Source organism: Polyangiaceae bacterium, assembly GCA_015075635.1.
GTDB lineage: Bacteria > Myxococcota_A > Polyangia > Polyangiales > Polyangiaceae > JADJKB01.
Genome location: JABTUA010000003.1, coordinates 2,362,391 through 2,381,215 on the forward strand (window position 1 = coordinate 2,362,391; position 18,825 = coordinate 2,381,215).

At 69.0% G+C, this 18,825-nt stretch carries 15 protein-coding genes; 8 read left to right on the forward strand and 7 right to left on the reverse strand.

The annotated features are described in order from the left end of the window. Positions 1–48 precede the first annotated feature (48 nt). The 5 genes from HS104_41295 to HS104_41315 form a co-directional block, all read right to left on the reverse strand. On the reverse strand, positions 49–735 hold the full coding sequence (locus HS104_41295; GenBank protein MBE7486394.1) for a TetR/AcrR family transcriptional regulator: 687 nt from the start codon (positions 733–735) through the stop codon (positions 49–51). Positions 736–872: 137 nt separating this feature from the next. Then, on the reverse strand, positions 873–1,397 hold the full coding sequence (locus HS104_41300; GenBank protein ID MBE7486395.1) for a dual specificity protein phosphatase family protein: 525 nt from the start codon (positions 1,395–1,397) through the stop codon (positions 873–875). Positions 1,398–1,418: 21 nt separating this feature from the next. After that, a complete protein-coding gene (locus HS104_41305) occupies positions 1,419–2,450 on the reverse strand; it encodes an alcohol dehydrogenase catalytic domain-containing protein (protein ID MBE7486396.1) in 1,032 nt (343 codons plus the stop codon). Between the two features lie 5 nt (positions 2,451–2,455). Continuing rightward, positions 2,456–2,950 carry a hypothetical protein gene (locus HS104_41310; protein ID MBE7486397.1) on the reverse strand — a complete coding sequence of 165 codons (495 nt, stop codon included), beginning with the start codon at positions 2,948–2,950 and terminating at the stop codon, positions 2,456–2,458. A 38-nt stretch (positions 2,951–2,988) separates the two neighbouring features. Continuing rightward, entirely contained in the window at positions 2,989–4,608 is a 1,620-nt protein-coding gene (locus HS104_41315) for an Ig-like domain-containing protein (GenBank protein MBE7486398.1), read from the reverse strand. A gap of 65 nt (positions 4,609–4,673) precedes the next feature. Here HS104_41315 and HS104_41320 point away from each other — a divergent pair, with 65 nt between their 5' ends. Continuing rightward, a complete protein-coding gene (locus HS104_41320) occupies positions 4,674–5,273 on the forward strand; it encodes a Uma2 family endonuclease (GenBank protein MBE7486399.1) in 600 nt (199 codons plus the stop codon). 13 nt (positions 5,274–5,286) lie between these two features. Here the strand turns inward: HS104_41320 and uvrC are convergent, their stop codons facing one another. Further along, positions 5,287–7,188, reverse strand: a complete 1,902-nt coding sequence (uvrC, locus tag HS104_41325; GenBank protein ID MBE7486400.1) for an excinuclease ABC subunit UvrC — start codon at positions 7,186–7,188, stop codon at positions 5,287–5,289. Between the two features lie 41 nt (positions 7,189–7,229). Here uvrC and HS104_41330 point away from each other — a divergent pair, with 41 nt between their 5' ends. From HS104_41330 to HS104_41355, 6 genes are all read left to right on the forward strand, one after another. Further along, the gene (locus tag HS104_41330; GenBank protein MBE7486401.1) at positions 7,230–8,867 is read left to right on the forward strand and encodes a VanW family protein; all 1,638 of its coding nucleotides are present in this window, start codon (positions 7,230–7,232) and stop codon (positions 8,865–8,867) included. A gap of 153 nt (positions 8,868–9,020) precedes the next feature. After that, entirely contained in the window at positions 9,021–10,163 is a 1,143-nt protein-coding gene (locus HS104_41335) for a hypothetical protein (GenBank protein MBE7486402.1), read from the forward strand. A 460-nt stretch (positions 10,164–10,623) separates the two neighbouring features. Further along, the gene (gene tnpB, locus HS104_41340; GenBank protein MBE7486403.1) at positions 10,624–11,217 is read left to right on the forward strand and encodes an IS66 family insertion sequence element accessory protein TnpB; all 594 of its coding nucleotides are present in this window, start codon (positions 10,624–10,626) and stop codon (positions 11,215–11,217) included. Positions 11,218–12,082: 865 nt separating this feature from the next. Further along, positions 12,083–12,682 (forward strand): hypothetical protein, encoded by a 600-nt coding sequence (locus HS104_41345; GenBank protein MBE7486404.1) that lies wholly within the window; start codon positions 12,083–12,085, stop codon positions 12,680–12,682. A 392-nt stretch (positions 12,683–13,074) separates the two neighbouring features. Then, on the forward strand, positions 13,075–15,570 hold the full coding sequence (locus HS104_41350) for a hypothetical protein (protein ID MBE7486405.1): 2,496 nt from the start codon (positions 13,075–13,077) through the stop codon (positions 15,568–15,570). Between the two features lie 103 nt (positions 15,571–15,673). Next, positions 15,674–16,366 (forward strand): response regulator transcription factor, encoded by a 693-nt coding sequence (locus tag HS104_41355; GenBank protein MBE7486406.1) that lies wholly within the window; start codon positions 15,674–15,676, stop codon positions 16,364–16,366. Between the two features lie 393 nt (positions 16,367–16,759). On the opposite strand, the gene HS104_41360 is transcribed toward HS104_41355, so the two are convergent. Beyond that, on the reverse strand, positions 16,760–17,602 hold the full coding sequence (locus HS104_41360; protein ID MBE7486407.1) for a M23 family metallopeptidase: 843 nt from the start codon (positions 17,600–17,602) through the stop codon (positions 16,760–16,762). An 81-nt stretch (positions 17,603–17,683) separates the two neighbouring features. Between HS104_41360 and HS104_41365 the strand changes: the two genes are divergently transcribed. Continuing rightward, positions 17,684–18,505 carry a methyltransferase domain-containing protein gene (locus HS104_41365; GenBank protein MBE7486408.1) on the forward strand — a complete coding sequence of 274 codons (822 nt, stop codon included), beginning with the start codon at positions 17,684–17,686 and terminating at the stop codon, positions 18,503–18,505. Positions 18,506–18,825: the final 320 nt, after the last annotated feature.

Below are 18,825 nucleotides of genomic sequence, written 5' to 3' on the forward strand. Positions count from 1 at the left end.
CCGTCACCGCCCGAAGATGCCCTGGACGGCCCCGGTTATCAAATTCCCTCAGCTCTTCTGAGCCTGGGTCTCCATCGCCTTCATCCCCAGGCGCAGGAGGTAGAGGAAGGTCTGGAAGGCCTCGTCGGCCTTGGCGCTCTCCTCGCCTTCGAGCTCCTGGGCCACCACCAGGCCGTTGAGCACCGCCAGGATCAGCACCGACAGCGGCTCCATGGGCGCGAAGTCCTTCGGGTCGATCTTGAGGACGTCGGCGACGCCCTCGCCGATCAGCTTCCGGGCGTCGTGCTGCAGGGTCGCGGCGCGCTTCTTCAGCTCGGGGTCCCGGCGGGCCGCGGCCCAGACCTCGATGTTGAGGCCCACCATCGTGCGGTTGTCCTGGATCGAGCCCCAGAGCGAGGTGAGCGCGCTGACCATCCGCTGCTTGGACCCGTCCTCGCTCGAGCCGAGAGACTCCTTCACCTTGTCCAGGTAGCGCTTCTGCGTGAAGCTCTGAACCTCGTGGATCAGCGCGTTCTTGCTGGCGAAATAGTAGTGGACGATGCTCTTGCGCAGGCCCAGCTCCTTGCCGATCTCGGCCAGCGTGGTCGCGCTGAAGCCCTTGCGGGCGAAGCACTTGGCCGCCGCGCTCAAGATGGCCGCGACGCGGGGGTTCTCCCAATCGACGGCGCGAGCCGCCGCTCCGTTGCCGCCGCCGTTCGTGGGTTCGGTGTGAGTCAGGATTTCTGCGGAAGTCATGCTGGTCTGGTGATCCGAGACTCGGGGACGCTAGGGGCGCCCGAGTCGGGACCACACCCTCCGACCGGCTTTTTGGCCAATGCGCCGCCCGGCGTCAAGGCCCGCGGGCCGAATCACGGAACTCCCGGCGGATCGAGTCAGCGCCGAGCCCCGTAGAGCCGCCGCAGGGTGGCCTGGAACTCCCAGGCCGGGGCGATCAGCAGGTCCGGGGCGTAGCCCAGGTGGGCCAAGGCGAGGGCCTTCGCGCCGGCCACGTGCTCGAAGGCGGTCTCGACGTCGCTGCCACGCTCGCACAAAAGCGCGGCGATCACGCTGACGCTCCGGCTCATGCCGGCAGCGCAGTGCACCAGCACGTTGCCGTGCTTCATGCGCCGGCGGATGAAGGGCAGGGCGACGCCGAGGGCGCCCTCGAACTCGTCCTGGCCGTTTCCCCCGTCCATGATCGGAAGGTGCAGCCACTCGGTCTCCTCGCGCTCCGGGCCCGCGATGTCGTGTCCGGGAAACAACGGCATGGGACACAGCGACACCACCCCGGCGAAAGGTGCCGGGCCTCCCTCGGGGTCGGTGGGGTGCTCGGCCCCGCTGAGCGCGTCGTACCCGGACTCGTGGTCACCCAGGAACAGGCGGTGATCGATACGCCACACGATCAGCGATCGTGCCACAGAATCGGACGCTGTAACAGGTCAGAGGCTCGGCAAGAGCAAGAGCCGGCCCACGGTCCCGCGCGCCTCGAGCCGTTCGTGGGCGAGGGCAGCGTCCGCGAGCGGCAGCAAGTCCGCGATCACCGGCCTCAAGCGTCCACGCTGTACCAAGTCGAGGCACTCCTCCAGATCGCGCCGGGTGTAGCTGCGAGCGCCGGAGATCTGGTGGCCGAAGAGGATCAGCGGGCCGAGCGCCAGGCTGACCTTGCCGACGTCGATGTTGCCGATCACGACCAGGCGGCCGCGCGGTCGCAGGCACTTCTGCGAGTCGCGAAACGTCGCGGCGCCGGTCAGCTCGAGGGCCACGTCCACGCCCCCGCGCGCGAGCGCCCGCACGTCGTCGGCGAACCCGCGCTCCGTCACCTCGACGACCTCGTCGGCGCCCCACGCCACGAGCGCGTCGCGCTTCGCGGCGCTCGTCGTCGTCGCGATCACTCGCGCACCGGCGAGCTTCGCCAGCTGCACGGCCTGGAGCCCCACGCCGCCGCTCGCGCCGGTGATCAGCACCGTCTCGCCGATCACGAGCCGCCCGACGTCCCGGAGCGCGCGCAGCGCCACCGCCGCCGTGCAGCCGAGCGACGCCGCCTCCTCGAAGCTCACCTCGTCGGGGAGCTTCACCAGCGCACGCTCCGGCGCGGCGACCAGCTCGGCGTAGCCGCCGTCGATGGTGTGCCCGAAGCTCTGCCACGCCCGTTCGCAATCCAGGGTGCGGCCCGCGACGCAGCTCGGGCAGTCCCCGCACCACGGTCGGTGCAAGTTGGCGACGCGGTCGCCCGGGGAAACCAGCGTCACGGCGCTGCCGACGCGCACCACCTCGCCCGCGAATTCGTGGCCGAGCACCGTCGGCAGCTTCATCATCGGGAAGCCGCCGCGCCGATCGATCAGGTCGCGCCCGCATACGCCGGCGGCGTGGACGCGCACCAGCGCTTCGTCGGGCTTGGGCTCGGGGTCGGGCCAGTCCCGTAGCCGAAGCTCGCTGGGCCCGCCCGCGCGCTCGAGCACGACGGCGCGCATGCTCGCTACTTCTTGGGCGCGGCTGGCGGAGCCGGCGGCGGCGTTGCCGGCGGTTTGGCGGGCGGCGTCGCGCCGGGTTTCGCACCGGGAGGAGGTGGAGGCGGCGGCGCTGCGCCGGGCTTGGGAGGCGGCGGCGCTGCGCCGGGCTTGGGAGGCGGCGGCGCTGCGCCGGGCTTGCCGGTCGGGGCGGGCGGCTTGCCGGTTGGCGCGGCACCGGGCTTGGCAGGCGGCGGCGGCTTCGCGGGAGGCGCTGCGCCGGGCTTCGGCTCTTCTGCGATCTGCTTGTCGGCCGCGCCGTCGTCGTCGCCCCCGTCGTCGTCCTTGTCGGCGGTCGCCGCTTGCTTGGTGCTCTTCGTGTCGTCGTCTTCTTCTTGCCGCAGTCCCTCTTCGGGGATGGGCTTGAACACCGGTGCGACGGGGGGAATGCTCGCTTCCTTTCCGCCGCCGCAGGCGATGGCGAGGAAGAGGACCGGCAGGGCTGACCAGCAGGGGTGACGCATGGCCGTGCAGCCTACAGGAGGCCGGCTCGAAGCGCGAGTCACGGCGTGAGCACGCGCTCTCCCAGCACCCGGGAGTTGCCATCGGCGTCCGTCGCGACGACCCGGAACAGGTGCGGGCAGGGCGAGAGCCCAGCCACCGAGACGTTACCCGCATAGCCCACGGCGGGACAGCCGTCGTACATCGGGTAAACGGCGCACACGTCGGGTCGCGCGACGTTCACTGGCAGCGTGGCGACGTCGCTGCCGTCGATCTGCGCCTTCACGCTGGCCACCTTCACCGTGTCGAGCACCCAGCCGGACACGGCAATGGACGAGCCAGCGAGCTTCACGTCGGTAGCGGGCGCGTCGATCACGCCGAAGGGTGCGCGCTTCTTCAACAGGCCTTGGAGCTCGCTCTGCACCGTGCCGAAAGCGCCGAGCGCCAGGTACGAGAGCCCGCGTACGGTGCCGCCGGCGGCGAGACCGAAGACCATCTCCGCCCGCACGTTGTGGAAGTAGGCCGAGGTCGGTCCACCGCGCCAGCCCTGGAACTTCTTCACGCCCTGATCCATCGCCAGGCCCACGCCGTAGGTCTTGTTCGAGCTCTGCCAGCTGACCCACGGACCGGGCGAGCTGAAGTTGTCGTAGAAGAAGCCGTCGTTGCCGGGCGTCGAGAGCGGCACGATAGTCCCCGCCGCGTCGAGCAAGAGCGGCAAGTCGGGACCGCCCTGACCGTTCGCCACGTACAGCGTCGGGAACTCCTGCGCCGTCGCCGGGTGGCTGATGCTCTCCTGGCTCGTGACCTGGGTCTCGACCTCGACCACGTGCTCGCTGACGAAGCGGAACCGGCTCGTGTACAGCACCTGCACCGGCAAGCCCGCGCCGCTGCACGCGCTCTGCTTGCAGTCCTTCGCCTCCCAGTCCGGGTTCCACTGCAGCGGCTGGATCACCACCTCCAGCGCGTCCCCGGATTTCCCCTGGGAAATCAGCTTCGCCCCGCGGTTGCACTCGTCCCCGCCTTGCACCGGGTTCCAGCCCAGGAACGTGATCGAGTTGCCGCAGCTCGCGCTCGACGACTGACACGAGGCGTTCCAGGCGCACGGTTGGCGCGAGCGCGTGGGATCGTAGATGGCGATCTGAAGCTCGCGCCCGGTGTCGTTGGCGTCGATGACGTTCGAGCCCGGGTTGGCGCTCAGGCCGAAGAACACCACCGTGCCGCCCCAGTCGAGTCGAGAGCCGATGCGCACGTAGTCCGTGGGGCTCTTCAGGAACACGTCGGTGTGGCCGCCGCTCTGCTTCGTCTCGATGCCGCCGAACCCGGCGCTCGGCAGGCGCATCGACCAGGGATCGACCTTCGGCGCCGCGACGACGACCGGGCAGCCGTCGATGCTCGCGTCGCTGGCACCGCCGGCTCCCGAGCTGCCCGCGTTGCCGCCGCTCGCTGTGGAGCCGGCGTCTCCGCCGGTCGCAGCGCTGCCACCGCTGGCGGAGCTGCCACCGCTGGCGGAGCTGCCACCGCTCGCGGAGCTGCCACCGGTCGCGGAGCTGCCACCGGTCGCGGAGCCCCCGCCGCTCGCGGAGCCCCCGCCGCTCGCGGAGCTGCCGCCGGAGCCCGAGGTGTCCGAGCACGCCAAGCACACCGCCAAGGTCGTGGAGCCGATGCTGCTCGCGAGTCGCATGCTCTCCCGCGCAGACTACCACGTCGCTCGCGGGTCGAATCTCGCGGCTGTGATACCCTCGAGTCGTGGTGCAGCCCGCCGCGCGCTCGGCTCGCTTCGAGGATCTCGTGGCCCTCGGCGACGACGTGCGCGCGGAAATCGTGGACGGGCAGGTGGTGACATCGCCGGCTCCCCTGCCGCGGCATTCGCGTGCTCAGCGGGCGTTGGGCCGCTTCATCGGCGGCCCCTTCGACGACGATGACGGCCGTGGCGGACCGGGCGGCTGGTGGATCTTCGTCGAGGTCGACGTGGAGCTCGCCGCGCACGACGTGGTTCGACCGGACCTGGCCGGCTGGCGGCGCGAGCGGCTGCCCCAACCGGGCCGCGCCCGGCCGATTCGCGTGGTGCCGGATTGGATCTGCGAGGTCGCCTCCGCGAGCACAGCTGCTCACGATCGCGTGACCAAGCGCGCCCTCTACGCCCGGCACGGAGTCAGGCACTATTGGCTGGTCGATCCCGAGGCACGGACGCTCGAGGCCCTCGAGCTCGCGGGCGACCGCTGGGTCGAGCTGGGCGCCTGGGACGAGTCGGCGCGCGTGCGTGTCGCGCCGTTTCAGGATGTCGAGCTCGAGATCGGTCGGCTGTTCCTACCCCGAGACGCCGACCCCGAACCGAGCGACAGCTGAGCGTCGCTTCAGCTCACCCGCTCTCCGCGAAGTGCTGCCGGAGCGCCGCGAGCTGCCGGCGCGTCACGCCGGGCACCGCGAGGATGGCCTCGTCGCTCGCCTCGCGCACCCCCTGGACGCTGCCGAGCTCGTCGAGCAGCGCCTTCTTGGTCTTGTCACCGATGCCCTTGACCCGATCCAGCTCGCTCTCGAAGCGCCGCTTCTTGCCGAGCTTCTTGCGCCCCCGATTCGAGAAGCGGTGCGCCTCGTCGCGGGCGCGGGCGAGCAGGAACAGCTCGGTGCTCTGCGGCCGGAGCGCGATGGGGTTCTTCTGACCCGGCAGGTAGACCCGGTCCACGAGTTTGTCGCCCAGCGGGCTCTCGCGCTCCTTGGCCAGCCCGACGACCGACAGCTCGTGCAGCCCCAGATCGCCGGCGGCGGCCTGGGCCACCGCCAGCTGCCCGCGGCCGCCGTCCACGACCAGGAGGTCGGGCAGCTCCCACTCGGCCTTGTCGTCGCCGTCTTCGGCGGCGCGCCCGCGGCGAAAGCGCCGCGCGAGCACCTCGTACATCGCGCCGTAGTCGTCGCCGTCGCTGACGCCCTTCACGTGGTAGGTGCGGTAGCGCTTCTTGTCGGGCAAGCCGTCCCTCAGCGCGACCACGGCGCCGACGGTGTCCTGTCCGCCCAGGTGCGAGATGTCCACGCACTCGATGCGGCGCGGCAACGCGGGCAAGCGCAGCCGCTCCTGGAGCTGGGCCAGGCGCACGTCCATGTCCTCCGCGGCGCGTTGCTTCTCCCCGAAGGCGTGGCGCGCGTTGTCCACCGCCAGCTCGAGCAGCTGGCGCTTGGGGCCGCGCTCGGGCGCCACGATCTCCACCTTGCGGGCGCGCCCGCCTTCTTCCCGCGCCAGCGCCTGGCGCCGCTCGCTCAGCCACTCCGCCACGCCGCCGGCGACCTCGGGCAGGGTTGGCACCAGCACCTCGTCGGGGATGAGCCCCGCCGACAGGCCCTCCACGCCGTAGTGCTCCCGCAGGAACGAGCCCACCAGCTCGTCGTCCGGCAGCTCCACCTTCTTGTGGCTGAAGCTCGACGCCTCGACCATGCGGCCGCCCCGCACGCTGAGCAGCGACAGCTCGACCAGATCGCCCTCGCGGTACAGGCCCAGGACGTCCTGATCGCGATCGCTCACCGCGACCACCCGCTGCGCCTCGCGCACCAGCCGGACCGCGTGGAGCTGATCGCGGTAGAGCGCCGCCAGCTCGTACTCCATGGCCTGAGCGGCCTCCGCCATGCGCGCCTCGAGCTCCCGGCTGAGCTCGTCGTGGCGTCCGTCCAGGAACAGGCTCACGGCGCGGATCTGCTGCGCGTAGCGCTCGCGGTCCACCTCGTACACGCAAGGCGCCGGGCAGCGCTTGATCTGATACTGAAGGCAAGGGCGCGAGCGGCTCGCGAGCTCGCGATCGGAGCAGGTGCGCAGCTGGAAGTGCTTCTCGATCAGGTTCAGCGTGCGCCGGGCGGCGGTGGCCGAGTGGTACGGCCCGAAGTAGCGCGCCTTGTCCGGCTCGGGGCGCCGCACCAGCTCGAGCCTGGGCCAGGCGTGCTCGAGCGAGAGCTTGAGCGTCAGGAACTCCTTGTCGTCCCGGAGCTTGACGTTGTAGCGGGGCCGGCTCTCCTTGATCAGGTTGTTCTCGAGGATCGCGGCTTCCTTCTCGGTGCCGGTCACCACGGTGTCGAAGTCGGCCAGGTGCTTCTGCAAGAGCGGGATGAAGCCGCGGGTGTCGCTGCCTCCGTCCTGGAAGTAGCTGCGCACGCGCGCGCGCAGGCTCTTCGCCTTGCCGATGTAGAGCGCCGCGCCCGCGCGGTCGCGGAACACGTAGCAGCCCGGGCGCGCAGGCAGCGCCTCGAGCTTGTCTTGGACTTTCTCCGGCAGATCCACGGCGTGCCTGGCTTTCGCGCCCGTGATATTAGCGCCGCGGGATGCCGTTCGGGCACAAGCTCTCGCTGAATCGCTCGCGCGGCGCGCTGATGCTGGTCGTCGCCGTGGCGGCGGGCCTCGGCATCGGCTTCCTGCTCGTCCCGCGCGCGCCCACCCCGGGGGATCCCAAGGAGCCCCCGCCGAAGGTGCTCTTGCTCGGCGAGGCGCTGACCCTGGACGACGAGGCGCCGAAGCGAGCCCTGGACCGGGTGCGCCGCTTCGCGGCGGGCAAGCTCAGCCTCGATCTGGGCGAAGGGCAGAAGCGCGAGCTTCAGATCGGCCGGCTCGGCGCCGAGATCGACAAGGTCCGCGTCTCGCAGCTGGTGCGCGACTGCCGCGACGCCACCAGCCCCCTGCGCATGTCCCGGCGCGGAGCGAGCGAGCAGGAGGTGGTCCTGCCGGTCCCGATCGTGCTCGACACGGACGCGGTGGTGGGCGTGCTCCTGCGCCTGAAGGACGAGGTCGATCGGCTGCCGGTGGACGCGCGCCTCGATCTCGAGAAGCGCACGCTCACGCCCGAGATCTCCGGGCGCCTCCTGGACGTGGACGCCACGCTGCTCGAGCTCAGGCGCGCCATCGCCTCCGGCGAGACCTCCGCGAAGGCGGTGTTCGAGCTGCGCCGGCCCAAGCGCGTGGCCGCCGAGCTCGGCGACGTGAAGTTCGACGCGGTGCTCGGCTGGTTCGAGACCAAGTACAACCGCGGCGACAAGTACCTGGCGCGCACCTTCAACCTGCGCCTGGCGGCGAGCAAGCTCGACGGCACCGTGCTCCTGCCCGGCGAGACCTTCGACTTCAACGAGGTCGTGGGCGCCCGCGACGAGGCGAACGGCTACAAGGTCGCGCCGGTGATCGCCGAGGGCGAGCTGGTGGACGGCATCGGCGGCGGCACCTGCCAGATCTCCGGCACGCTGCACGGCGCCACCTTCTTCGCCGGGCTCGACATGGTCGAGCGCTACCCGCACACGCGGCCGAGCTCTTACATCAAGATGGGCCTCGACGCGACGGTGGTGTACCCGACCATCAACTTCCGGGTGAAGAACGCCTTCGACTTCCCGGTGGTCCTGCACCAGACGGTGAAGAACGGTGTGGTGCGCGCCGAGGTCCTGGGCCCGCGCCGCGTGCGCACGGTGACCTTGATCCGGCGCATCGACGGCGCCATCCCCTACGAGCAAGTCGAGCGCGACGACCCGAACCTGCCGGAGGGCGTGCGCGTGCTCTCGCAGCGGGGCGTCGCCGGTTTCAAGCTGCACCGCTACCGCATCGTGCGCGAGGGCGAGCACGCGGTGCGCGAGCGCTGGAACGACCTCTACCCGCCGACCACGCAGATCGTGAAGGTGGGGCGCGGCGCGATGCCCCAGGACAGCGTCGCCAAGAAGCACGACGAGCACCCGGAGTACCTGGCGGACGAGCTCCTGGTGATGACCCAGGGCGTGGACGTGCGCGCGAACGACGGCGAGTCCACCGGGCGCGACATGTCCGAGAGCCGCGAGCCGGGCAAATACGGCGAGGCGCGCTGGACCGAGAAGGCGGGCATGCCCTACTTCGACGAGGCCGCGAGCAAGCCGGCGGACAAAGACGCCGACGAGCCCAAGGGCGAGAAGAAGCCGAAGGCGAAGAAGAAGCTGAACGCGAAGCAGTGACCTGTCGTGGCGGGCTGCGACCGTTCTTGACGCAGGTTCAAACGCAGCGGGAAGGTCGCAAGCCAGCAGTTCGGGCGCTAACCGTTAAGAACGCGTTGCGCGATCCGCGGGACTCGCATGGGGCGCTCCGGGCCGGCTAGAGTGCCGCCTGCAATGGCTGCATCCGAACGGCGATTGGCCCGGTTTGCCGTCCTGGAGGCCGCAGATCCTGCTGGCAGCGCAGCGGCGGCCGTGAAGGCGGTTGTCCAGGCGGGATCGCTTCATTGGATCTGGAAGGAATCCAGCGCGGGGCTCCCGCAGGCAGACGTCGTCTTCCTGGTGGACGCAGGAGGAGGAGAGTGGGCCCTGCGACGAGTTCGGGAGTTGCGTCGAGCCGGCTTCACCAAGGGAATTGTCGTGTTCGCCGAGCGGCAACCCGGGGCGCCTACCCCGGCGCCTACCCCTGTCCCATCGGCGCTGGGCTGTGACGAGTGGTTCGATTTCCCGCTGCAAGGGACTTCACCGCTCCAAGTTCGGCTAGCCGCTCTGGCGTATCGTTTGCGAGCGGACGCCGACGACGACGACGACCACCTTGTCGGGCTCGACCCGGAGCTGCTCGAGCTGCGGATCGGCACAGTGACGGTCCCAGTTCGAACCCAGACGCGGTTTCGGATTCTGACGGCGCTAGTGCCATGCCGTCCGACTTGGATACGAGGGCCGGACCTGGTGCGCCTCGCGTTCTCCACTCACCACGATGCTGACTCATCAGTGGTCCGCGTGCATGTGCATGGCATCCGGCAGATCATGAAGGCGGTGAGCTTCGAAAAACTCGGTCAAACGGGTTTGGAACACCTTCTGGAGAGCGAGACTGGCCTGGGATATCGGTTCAATCTGCGCGCGCCGGCTGCCAAAAGCGCGCTCGCGCGCGTGCGCGGCAGCGGGACGCGTCTCGCGGCGGCCAAGTCCTTGCTCCTCGTTGAAGACGATCCACTCGTGGTTCAAGCGTTCGTGCGCCGGCTCGCACGCAGGCACTTCGACGTGGTGCCGGTGCTGAACTGCAAGTGCGCGCGGGAGCAAGTCAGGCGCTTTCACCACGCGCTCATCGACAAGAGCCTCCCTGACGGAGACGGCATCGATTTGGGCGCCGAGTTGCTCCGGGCTGGGAGAGTGGAGTCCGTTACGTTCATGACGGCTCATCCAACGGCGGGCGATGTCTACCGATCATACGGAGTCGGTCCAGTAATCGACAAAGCGGATGGGTTTGAAGTGATCGCGGCGGCTTTGGCAACCGGTAATCCGGCGCGACACCCTGGGTAGAGATGCTGGGCAGTGACCCATCAGCGACACCGGGATGATTTCCGCGGACGCGGCCGCCAGGCTCGGCTGCGAAGCGGAGGTGGTCAGTGGCAGGTGGACGGAAGATCGAGGACGAGGCGGAGGCGCGGCGGTGCCTGGCCGCAGCGAAGCGGAAGGGCCTGAGCGCCGGAGAGTGGGCCCGGGCGCACGACATCGACGGGCGGTCTCTGAACGCGTGGCGGGTGAATCTCGGGCGGCGGGGAGCGAGCGCTCAACCGCGACGGCGAAAGTCGAAGGCGGCAGCGACGGCGCGCGCCTTGGTCGAGCTCGTTCCGGCTTCGCCGAGCGTCGCTGTGGCTGGCAAGGGCCGCTACGTTCTCGAGGTTGCCAAGGCACGGGTGGAGTTCGGCGACGACGTTTCGGTCGAGACGCTGCACCGGGTACTCGAGGCCTTGCGCTCGTGCTGAGCCTGCCTCCGGCGGTGCGCGTGTTCGTGGCGGTGGCCCCGCTCGACATGCGCGGCTCTTTCGACGCCCTCGCCGGCGCCGTGCGCCGCCTGGGGCTCGATCCAGTCGATGGCCACCTGTATCTCTTCCTCAACAAGCGCAGGCGGATCGCGAAGGCTCTGTGGTTCGACGGGTCGGGCTGGTGTGTTCTCGCCAAGCGCCTCGAGGCTGGGAGCTTTCAGCTTCCGCGGCTGCGCCGCCGCACTCATTCGGTACTACAAGAACCATCGGGACGCGCTCTTCCGCTTCGTCGACGACCCGCTGGTCCCCATCGACAACTCTCCAACCGAGCGCGAGTTCCAGAACGTCGCCAAGCTGCGCCTCAACATGCTCTTCGCCGGCAGCACAGAAGGCGCCCACCGCGCTTGCGTGCTCCTCGGCATCATCGCCACCCGTCGCGCTCAAGGTGTCCCCGCGCAGGCCTATCTCGCCTGGGCCTTCGAGCGCCTCGGGACCCACCGCGATGTCTTCGCGCTTCCGCTCGAGGCGCTGACCCCGGCCGCGTTCAAGAAGACCCTCGCCTGAGCCCCAGGCACGATTCCGCGAGCCGCGCACCCCGGCGTCGCTGATCGGTCACGCTGGGCAACACCTTCTTAACGCGCCGGAACGAACCTCCGATGGCAAGGTCGACCTGGCGTGCTGTTGGGGGCTTCCACAGCACGGTCGACACTTGTCGAAGCGAGACCCATTCGCGCATTCCAGTGAGAGAAAGAAGGAACAAATGAAGTCTAGTGTGATTCGCAAGTTCGTGTTCGCGCTTGCAGGATGCCTGTATGCCAGCTCCGCGAGCGCAGGGGTGGTGGTTCAAGCTGGAGCGGGCCATCCGCATCTGGGTTCTGGAACGTCTGGTTGGGCCAACGAATGGAGTGGCAGCGCGTGGCTGATCACGGACGGGAGATCGATTCTTCCAAACAACGCGAGTGCCTGGTCTCCTGCCTGGGACACGCCGATTCCAATCAGTGCGACGAACGCTACCTGGACCGTAATCGCGTACGCCGGTAGCTCTGGTTCGGGCCAATGGTCCTTCAGCAACCGCATCTGCACGTTCAGCAGTTCGGGCGCGTTCTACTCCTGCGGTTCGACTGTCGGCGCTGGGAGCACGTCCCAGGCTACTGTCCCCACCGACGGGAGCGCGTACAGTCAGTCCCTATGGAGCTGCGGGGGCGAGTTCTGCGCCGGCGGGGCGACTCTCTACCACATCAAAGCGTACTGAGTGTTTGAAGCGCGTGGAAGCGCGTGCCTGTTTCGCGGGGGACCTGCCCTGCGAAACAGGTGCGACGCGACATCGCGCCATGCGGACCCGTTCTCGTCTGCGGCGGCAGTCTCGGACATGGCGCGACCTCGATGGGACTAAAATTAGTTAAGCAGGCAGCAGATCGGGGCAGACGGCGCAGGGCCTTTCCCGCTGTGAATTGGTGACCGCGGAGGTGCTAAATGGGAGTGTTTGGCAAAGGTGCCTGGGCTTTGGCTGGTGCGGTCGTCGGCGTCGGTGTCGCCCTGACGCTGCTGGGTCCGAGAAATGCCCCAGGCAAAGTGGCGGGGCTGACCGAACTGCGCTCCTCACCCGAAAGACCGCCGGTAGTCGAAAGCGCTCCAGTGGCCCCCGCAGTGCCGGAAGTGGATCTGACTCCGGCTGAAGCGGTGCGAGTCTCTCCGACCCAATCGCAGCCAGACCAAGTCGTTGAGTTGGCGACGGCGCTGGAGGCCCAGTACACGGTTGACGAGCGACCCACCCGTGAAGCCAGTCGAAGAGAAACAGTGATCGAAGAGCTTTTCGCGCAACCGGAGCTACAAGGAAAGGCCGCTCTTGGCGAGGTTGATTGCCGCGAGAACATCTGCCGCGGAATGGTCACAATGTTCGATGAGCAAGCGGATGGCGAAGTGTTCGGACGGACCTTCTTGTCGCCCAAGTTTGCGAGCGCCATTCAACATGCGGTAACAGTCACGTCACGGAAGAAGATGCCCGACGGGACAGTGGTTGCCACCTTCTTCGTTCACCCACAGTCCGTCGCCGACATGATCCCTCCTCCCTGAGCGCGCGTGCCTTGAGCGCCGGCTGACGGCGCACTCGGTGCCTGCGGGCGGCTGCGGCTCCCCCAGGGGCGGCGAGACCGAGCGGCCCGGTGTTTCGGTTGGCGCCTCCGCCAACCCGGTTGGCTGGCCTGCCGGCCCCCGGGGCCGAAATCCCCGCGCACTCCGCCCGGTACGCGGCTTGCTCTCTGTCCTCTCGCGATGATCCGGGCTCGATCGCCGATGTTGGCCTGCTTCGCTGCCTCGCAGCGGAGACCGCGATTGACAGCAATCCTCCCGCGCACTTACGCTGCGGGTGCTGGCACTCGTGGTTGGCTGGCGGTCGGGCCCATGCGGAGGGTTCGCCCACCGGGCTGCCCCCAATCGGGGCGCCCCGGTCGTGAAGGAGCAATTCGATGAGTCTCAAAGGTACGAAGAAAGCTGACTCGCTGGTCAAGCGCGCCGTTCGCGCGGGCCTGGTGGGTTTGGGCCTGATCTCGGTGGCCTGCCTCGACCGGCCGGTGTCGCCGGCCTCGCCGAACACGACGAACGTGTTCGTGCAGGACATCCGCCAGACCACCATCGACAAGATCGACCTGCTCTTCATGATCGACAACTCGATCTCGATGGCAGACAAGCAGGTGCTCCTGGCCGACGCCGTGCCGCAGCTGCTCGGCCGGCTGATCACGCCCGCCAAGGATCCCATCACCGGCAAGGAAGAGTTCAAGGCGGTCGTGGACATCCACATCGGCATCGTGTCGTCCAGCTTGGGCGGCCACGGCGGCATCCAGTGCTCGGAGGGCGGCCCCGGGTCGAACCCCACGCAGTACGACAACGCCCACCTGATCGGCACGATTCGCCCCGGTCTGACCTCGTACAACAACATGGGCTTCCTCTGGTGGGACCCCAACGGTGACAAGGGCACCGCGGGCCCCGGCGAAGCCAACGCCGGTGCCTTGCAGACGAACTTCACCGCCCACGTGACCGCCACCGGCGAAAGCGGCTGCGGCTACGAGGCCCAGCTCGAGAGCTGGTACCGCTTCCTGGTCGATCCGGCGCCGCCCTCCAAGGTGATCGTGCAGGACAACATCGCCCAGATCGAGGGCGTGGACGAGGTGGTCATCCAGCAGCGCCGCGACTTCCTGCGGCCTGACTCGCTGGTCGCCGTCATCATGCTCACAGACGAGAACGACTGCTCGATCATCGACGGCGGCTTCAACTGGATCGCCGCCCATACCGTCCACCCGAACAACACCGCGTACCACCTGCCGCGCGGCACCTCCGCCTGCGCCACGGATCCGGACAGCCCCTGCTGCCGCTCCTGCCAGGCCGCCGAGGGCTCGCCCCCGGCGGGCTGCACGGCGATCGCAAGCGACTCGGAGTGCGCGAAAGGTCTCTGGGATGACCAGGGCGACGCCCCGAACCTGCGCTGCTGGCAGCAGAAGAAGCGCTTCGGGCTCGAGTTCCTGTACCCGACCCGTCGCTACGTGGAGGCGCTCAGCCAGCCGCGCATCTGCCCGAGCTGGGACGCGAACGGCCCGGTGGGCTGCCACTTCGACAACCCGGGCGCCCCCGGCTACCGCACCTGCAACCCGCTCTACTCCAAGAACGTCGGCTGCCCGCTGATCAAGGACGAGGGCAGCTGCGCCTCGGCAGGCGCCTGCGAGTGGAACGCGCAGGCGGGGACCTGCGACATCTCCTGCGAGACCGGCACCCGCGACCCGGCGCTGGTCTACATCGCCGGCATCGTGGGCGTGCCCTGGCAGGACATCGCCACCGAAGACACGCTCAACGACCCGACCCAGCTCAAGTACCTGACCTCCGGCCAGATCGCCTCAGGGGGACGCTGGGACTGGCTGGTGCCAGCGTGCAAGACGCCGCTCAGCGCCAGCACCGGCAACCCCGGCAACAAGCTGCCGCGCGCCACCCTCGACCCCTGCGACAAGTGGGATCTGGCGGATCAGCCGGACGACGCGCTCATGATCGAGTCGAGCACGCCGCGTACGGGCACGGCCCTCGCGATCCAGCAGCCGCTGGTAGATCCCAACGGTACGGAGGTGGGTACGCCGGGGTCGAACCCCATCAACGGTCACGAGTGGCTGACCGAGGACGCTGACCTCCAGTACGCCTGCATCTTCAAGCTGCCGACGCCCAAGGACTGCGGCGCCGCCGCCGGCGGATGTGATTGCGACGACTTGACCATCGGAACGGCCGCGTACACCGCCAACAACCCACTCTGCCAAGGCGGTGGGGGCTATTCCAAGATACAGCAGTACGCGAAGGGCTTCCCCGGCACGCGCGAGCTTCAGGTGCTGAAGGACTACGGTGAGAACAGCATCGTGGCCAGCATCTGCCCGAAGATCACGGACAACAAGGCCAGCCCAAGCTACGGCTACAACCCCGCCGTGGACGCCATCATCGAGCGCCTCAAGGAGGTGCTGAGCGGCCAGTGCGTGAACCGGCCCATCGCCTTCCCGCCGGGCCCCGACGGCAAGCCCGATCCCAACGCCATTCCGCAGTGCGCCATCGTCGAGGTGCAGCCGAACGCCGGCGGGTGCGCCCCCTGCGAGGCGAATCTGGGCCGCTCGGACGTCGATCCGGATCTGGTCAAGCCGGTGATCGCGCGGCTGAAGCAGACCGGGCAGTGCACGGGCAACGCCTGCAACCCGGCCAGCTACTGCATGTGCGAGATCGACTTCGTCAAGGACAAGGACACCTGCCTGAACACCGGCGCCCAGCCGGACAATTACGGCTGGTGCTACGTCGATCCGTCGCAGGGCATCGGCAACCCCGCGCTGGTCGAGGGCTGCGATCCGCCGCGGCAGATCATCTTCAGCGGCAACAGCACCCCGACCTCCGGCTCGACGGTGTTCATCGCCTGCCTCGGCGCGCCGATCTCCAGCGCCAACTGAACGAGCGGGGCGCGCTCTGCGGGGCGGTGACCGGCGAGGTTGCCGCCCCGTGGCGCATTTTGGGACGCGCCACGCGGAGCCGCGGGGGTAGGATGCCCCCCGGATGGAGGCCCGGAAGACCATCCTCGTCATCGAAGACGAGCCCAACATCCTGCTCGGCCTGAAGGACGCGCTGTCGTTCGAGGGCTACCGGGTGGTCACGGCGTCGTGCGGCAAGGACGGCCTGACGCAGGCTCGGGCGGAGCGCCCCCACGTGGTGCTGCTCGATCTGATGCTGCCGGACATGAACGGCTACCAGATCTGCGAGGAGCTCCGGCGGCAGGACGCCTTCATGCCCATCATCATGCTGACCGCCCGGAGCCAGGAGGCGGACAAGATCCGGGGGCTGGACGCCGGCGCCGACGACTACGTGACCAAACCCTTCAGCGTGGGCGAGCTGGTGGCGCGCATCCGCGCGCTGTTCCGCCGCACCGGGCGGCCCGTGGAGAACAGCACCTTCAAGATCGGCGACGTCACCGTCAACGTGGCGGCGCACACCGTGCAGCGCGGCACCAAGCAGGAGACCGAGCAGCTGAGCTTCTACGAGGTGGAGCTCTTGCGCCTGCTCCACGAGCGCTCGGGGCAGCCGGTGAGCCGCGAGGAGATCTTGAACAAGATCTGGGGCGTGGACGCGAACCCCACCAACCGCACCATCGACAACTTCATCGTGAAGCTCCGGAAGAAGCTCGAGAAGCGCCCGGACAAGCCGGAGCACATCCTGACGGTGTACGGGTACGGGTACAAGCTGGTGCCGTAGGGCCTCAGAGGTTGCGCCACGAACGCCACGACGCAACGACGCCACGACAGAGAAGAGTTTTGATTTTGGCGCGCGTCGGATGGTGAGAGCAGCTCGGTTGTCGCCGGGTGCGTGACTGCGTTGCGGTCAACGGAGTGGGAACAGGTCGGCTGAACCCGTCAGCGTGGCCGCGTTGCGGTCACCGGGGTGGGAACAGGTCGGCTGTACCCGTCAGCGTGGCCGCGTTGCGGTCAGCGGAGTGCGAACAGCTTGGCTGTACGCGCGTGCTTGACCGTTCCCGTGACACGTCCGCACCATCGGTGCGGTTTGGGACGACATGACCGTCGGGCGGAGGAGAGAACGGAGATCGTTGCGTCGTTGCGTCGTTGCGTCGTCGCGAAATAATCCCCGCTGCTACTCGGACGCGAGCGGCATCACGTTCCTGGGATCGCAGACCACGGTGCGGGCGTTCTTGGTGAGCTCGCCGGGGGCGAGGGAGGCGACGTTCACGCCCTCCCGGACCCGGCGCACCTCGAGGTGCAGGTGGACGTCGCCCGGGCTCCCGCTGTCGCCGACGAAGCCGATGAGCGAGCCCTCGCGCAGGTTCATGCCGCGGGACAGGCCCGGCGCCGGACCTTCGAGGTGACCGTAGACGATCACGTACTCGCGCAGCCGATCGCCTTCGCGCACCGAGTGGCGGGTGACCACCGAGTTGCCGAAGACCTCGCCGACGAACAGGACCTCGGCCTCGCCGGTCTGGTGCTCCAGAGCGACCAGGCGAACCTCGGCGCCGCGGCGCTGGCCCAGGTCGAGGCCGCCGTGGCCGACGGCCTTGATGTGGGTGCCGCGGCGCTGCTGGACGTCGGGGCGGTCGAGATCGTAGCCGCTGACCACCAGGTTCTGCCCGGGCAGCGGCGGCACCGGCCAGCGGTAGCGCCGGTAGTCGTTCGGGCGCTCCGGCCGGCGCGGGATCTGGTCGTAGAAGCGCCACGCTCCGCGCTTGTCGCGGTGCACGTTCTGCTCGGCCTCGAGCGCGGCGCCGCCGAGGGCGCCTTGCGGCACCGGGATGCAGACGCCTTGGTCGGGCAGCGTGCCCTGGGGGCAAGCGCTGGCGAAGGCGCGGGGCGGCGCCGCCGCGGCGCCGGGCACCGGGGGGCGGGCTGGGGGCGAGCTGACCAGCGGGCGTCCCTGCTCCGCGGCCTGCGAGAGCGCGGCCAGGGCGGCGCAGAGGGCGGTGGCCTGGGTCAGGGGCTGCACGGGGGGAGATTAACGCACGAAAAGCCCGCCGCTATTCCGGAACGTTTGCGTACACTGGCCCGGGTTTGATAGCGGATGAGCATGACGTTTCCTTCGGGCCAGATCAGCCCGGCCGACGCAGCAGTGATGGAGACCTTCGTGGTCCCTCGCTACTTGTCGTTTTTCGGCGACCTGGTGCTCGAGCTCCTGCTCGCCGGAGAGGGCGCGCGCATCGTGCACCTCGGGTGCCGCACCGGCTACCCGGACAAGCAGCTCTGCGATCTGGCCAGCGGCGCCGAGGTGGTGGGGCTCGACGCCTCCGCGCCGGCGCTCGATCTGGCGAAGAGCAAGCTCTCGGGCGACTTGCCCCCGCCCATCGAGTACCTCCTGGCGAGCGAGCTCCCGACGGGGCTCGAGGCGGGAGCCTTCAGCCACGCGCTCTGCCTGCACCCCATGGGCGACGCCCACGAGCGCGGGTTGCTCTATTCGGAGATGTACCGGCTCTTGTGCGAGAACGGCCAGGCGCTGATCGCGCTGCCGCTGCGCGGCTCGTTCCAGGAGGTCGGCGACCTGTTCCGCGAGTACGCGCTCAAGTACGACGACGGGGATCTCGGCAAGGTCGTCGAAGAGGCGATGGCGAGCCGGCACAGCATCGAGACCCTCTCCGAAGAGATCGAGGCCTCGGGCCTCGACGACGTGGACGTCGAGATCCGCACCACCAGCCTCACCTTCGACAGCGGTCGCGCCTTCATGGAGGACCCGGTCTCGCGCCTGCTCATCCTGCCCGAGCTCACGATGTCCCTGGGCGGATTGGATCTCGACAAACCCCTGGCCTACGCCCGTGACGCCATCGACAAGTACTGGTCCGAGGGCAAGTTCGAGCTGACCCTGAACGTGGGTTGCGCCAGCGCGCGGCGCTGCTGAGCAGCGGCGCGTCAACCCGACCTGGAGAGCCGCTCCAACTCCCGCACGCGATCGAGCCCTGCATTTTCCGCCGCGGACAGCCCACAGCGGTCTGCGACGCGTGCGTTGTCCGTGAGGTGGCCAACAGGCGCGTCGGAGCGGTCTGCGACGCGTGCGTTGTCCGTGAGGTGGCCAACAGGCGCGTCGGAGCGGGCTGCGACGCGTGCGTTGTCCGTGAGGTGGCCAACAGGCGCGTCGGAGCGGTCTGCGACGCGTGCGTTGTCCGTGAGGTGGCCAACAGGCGCGTCGGAGCGGGCTGCGGCGCGTGCGTTGTCCGTGAG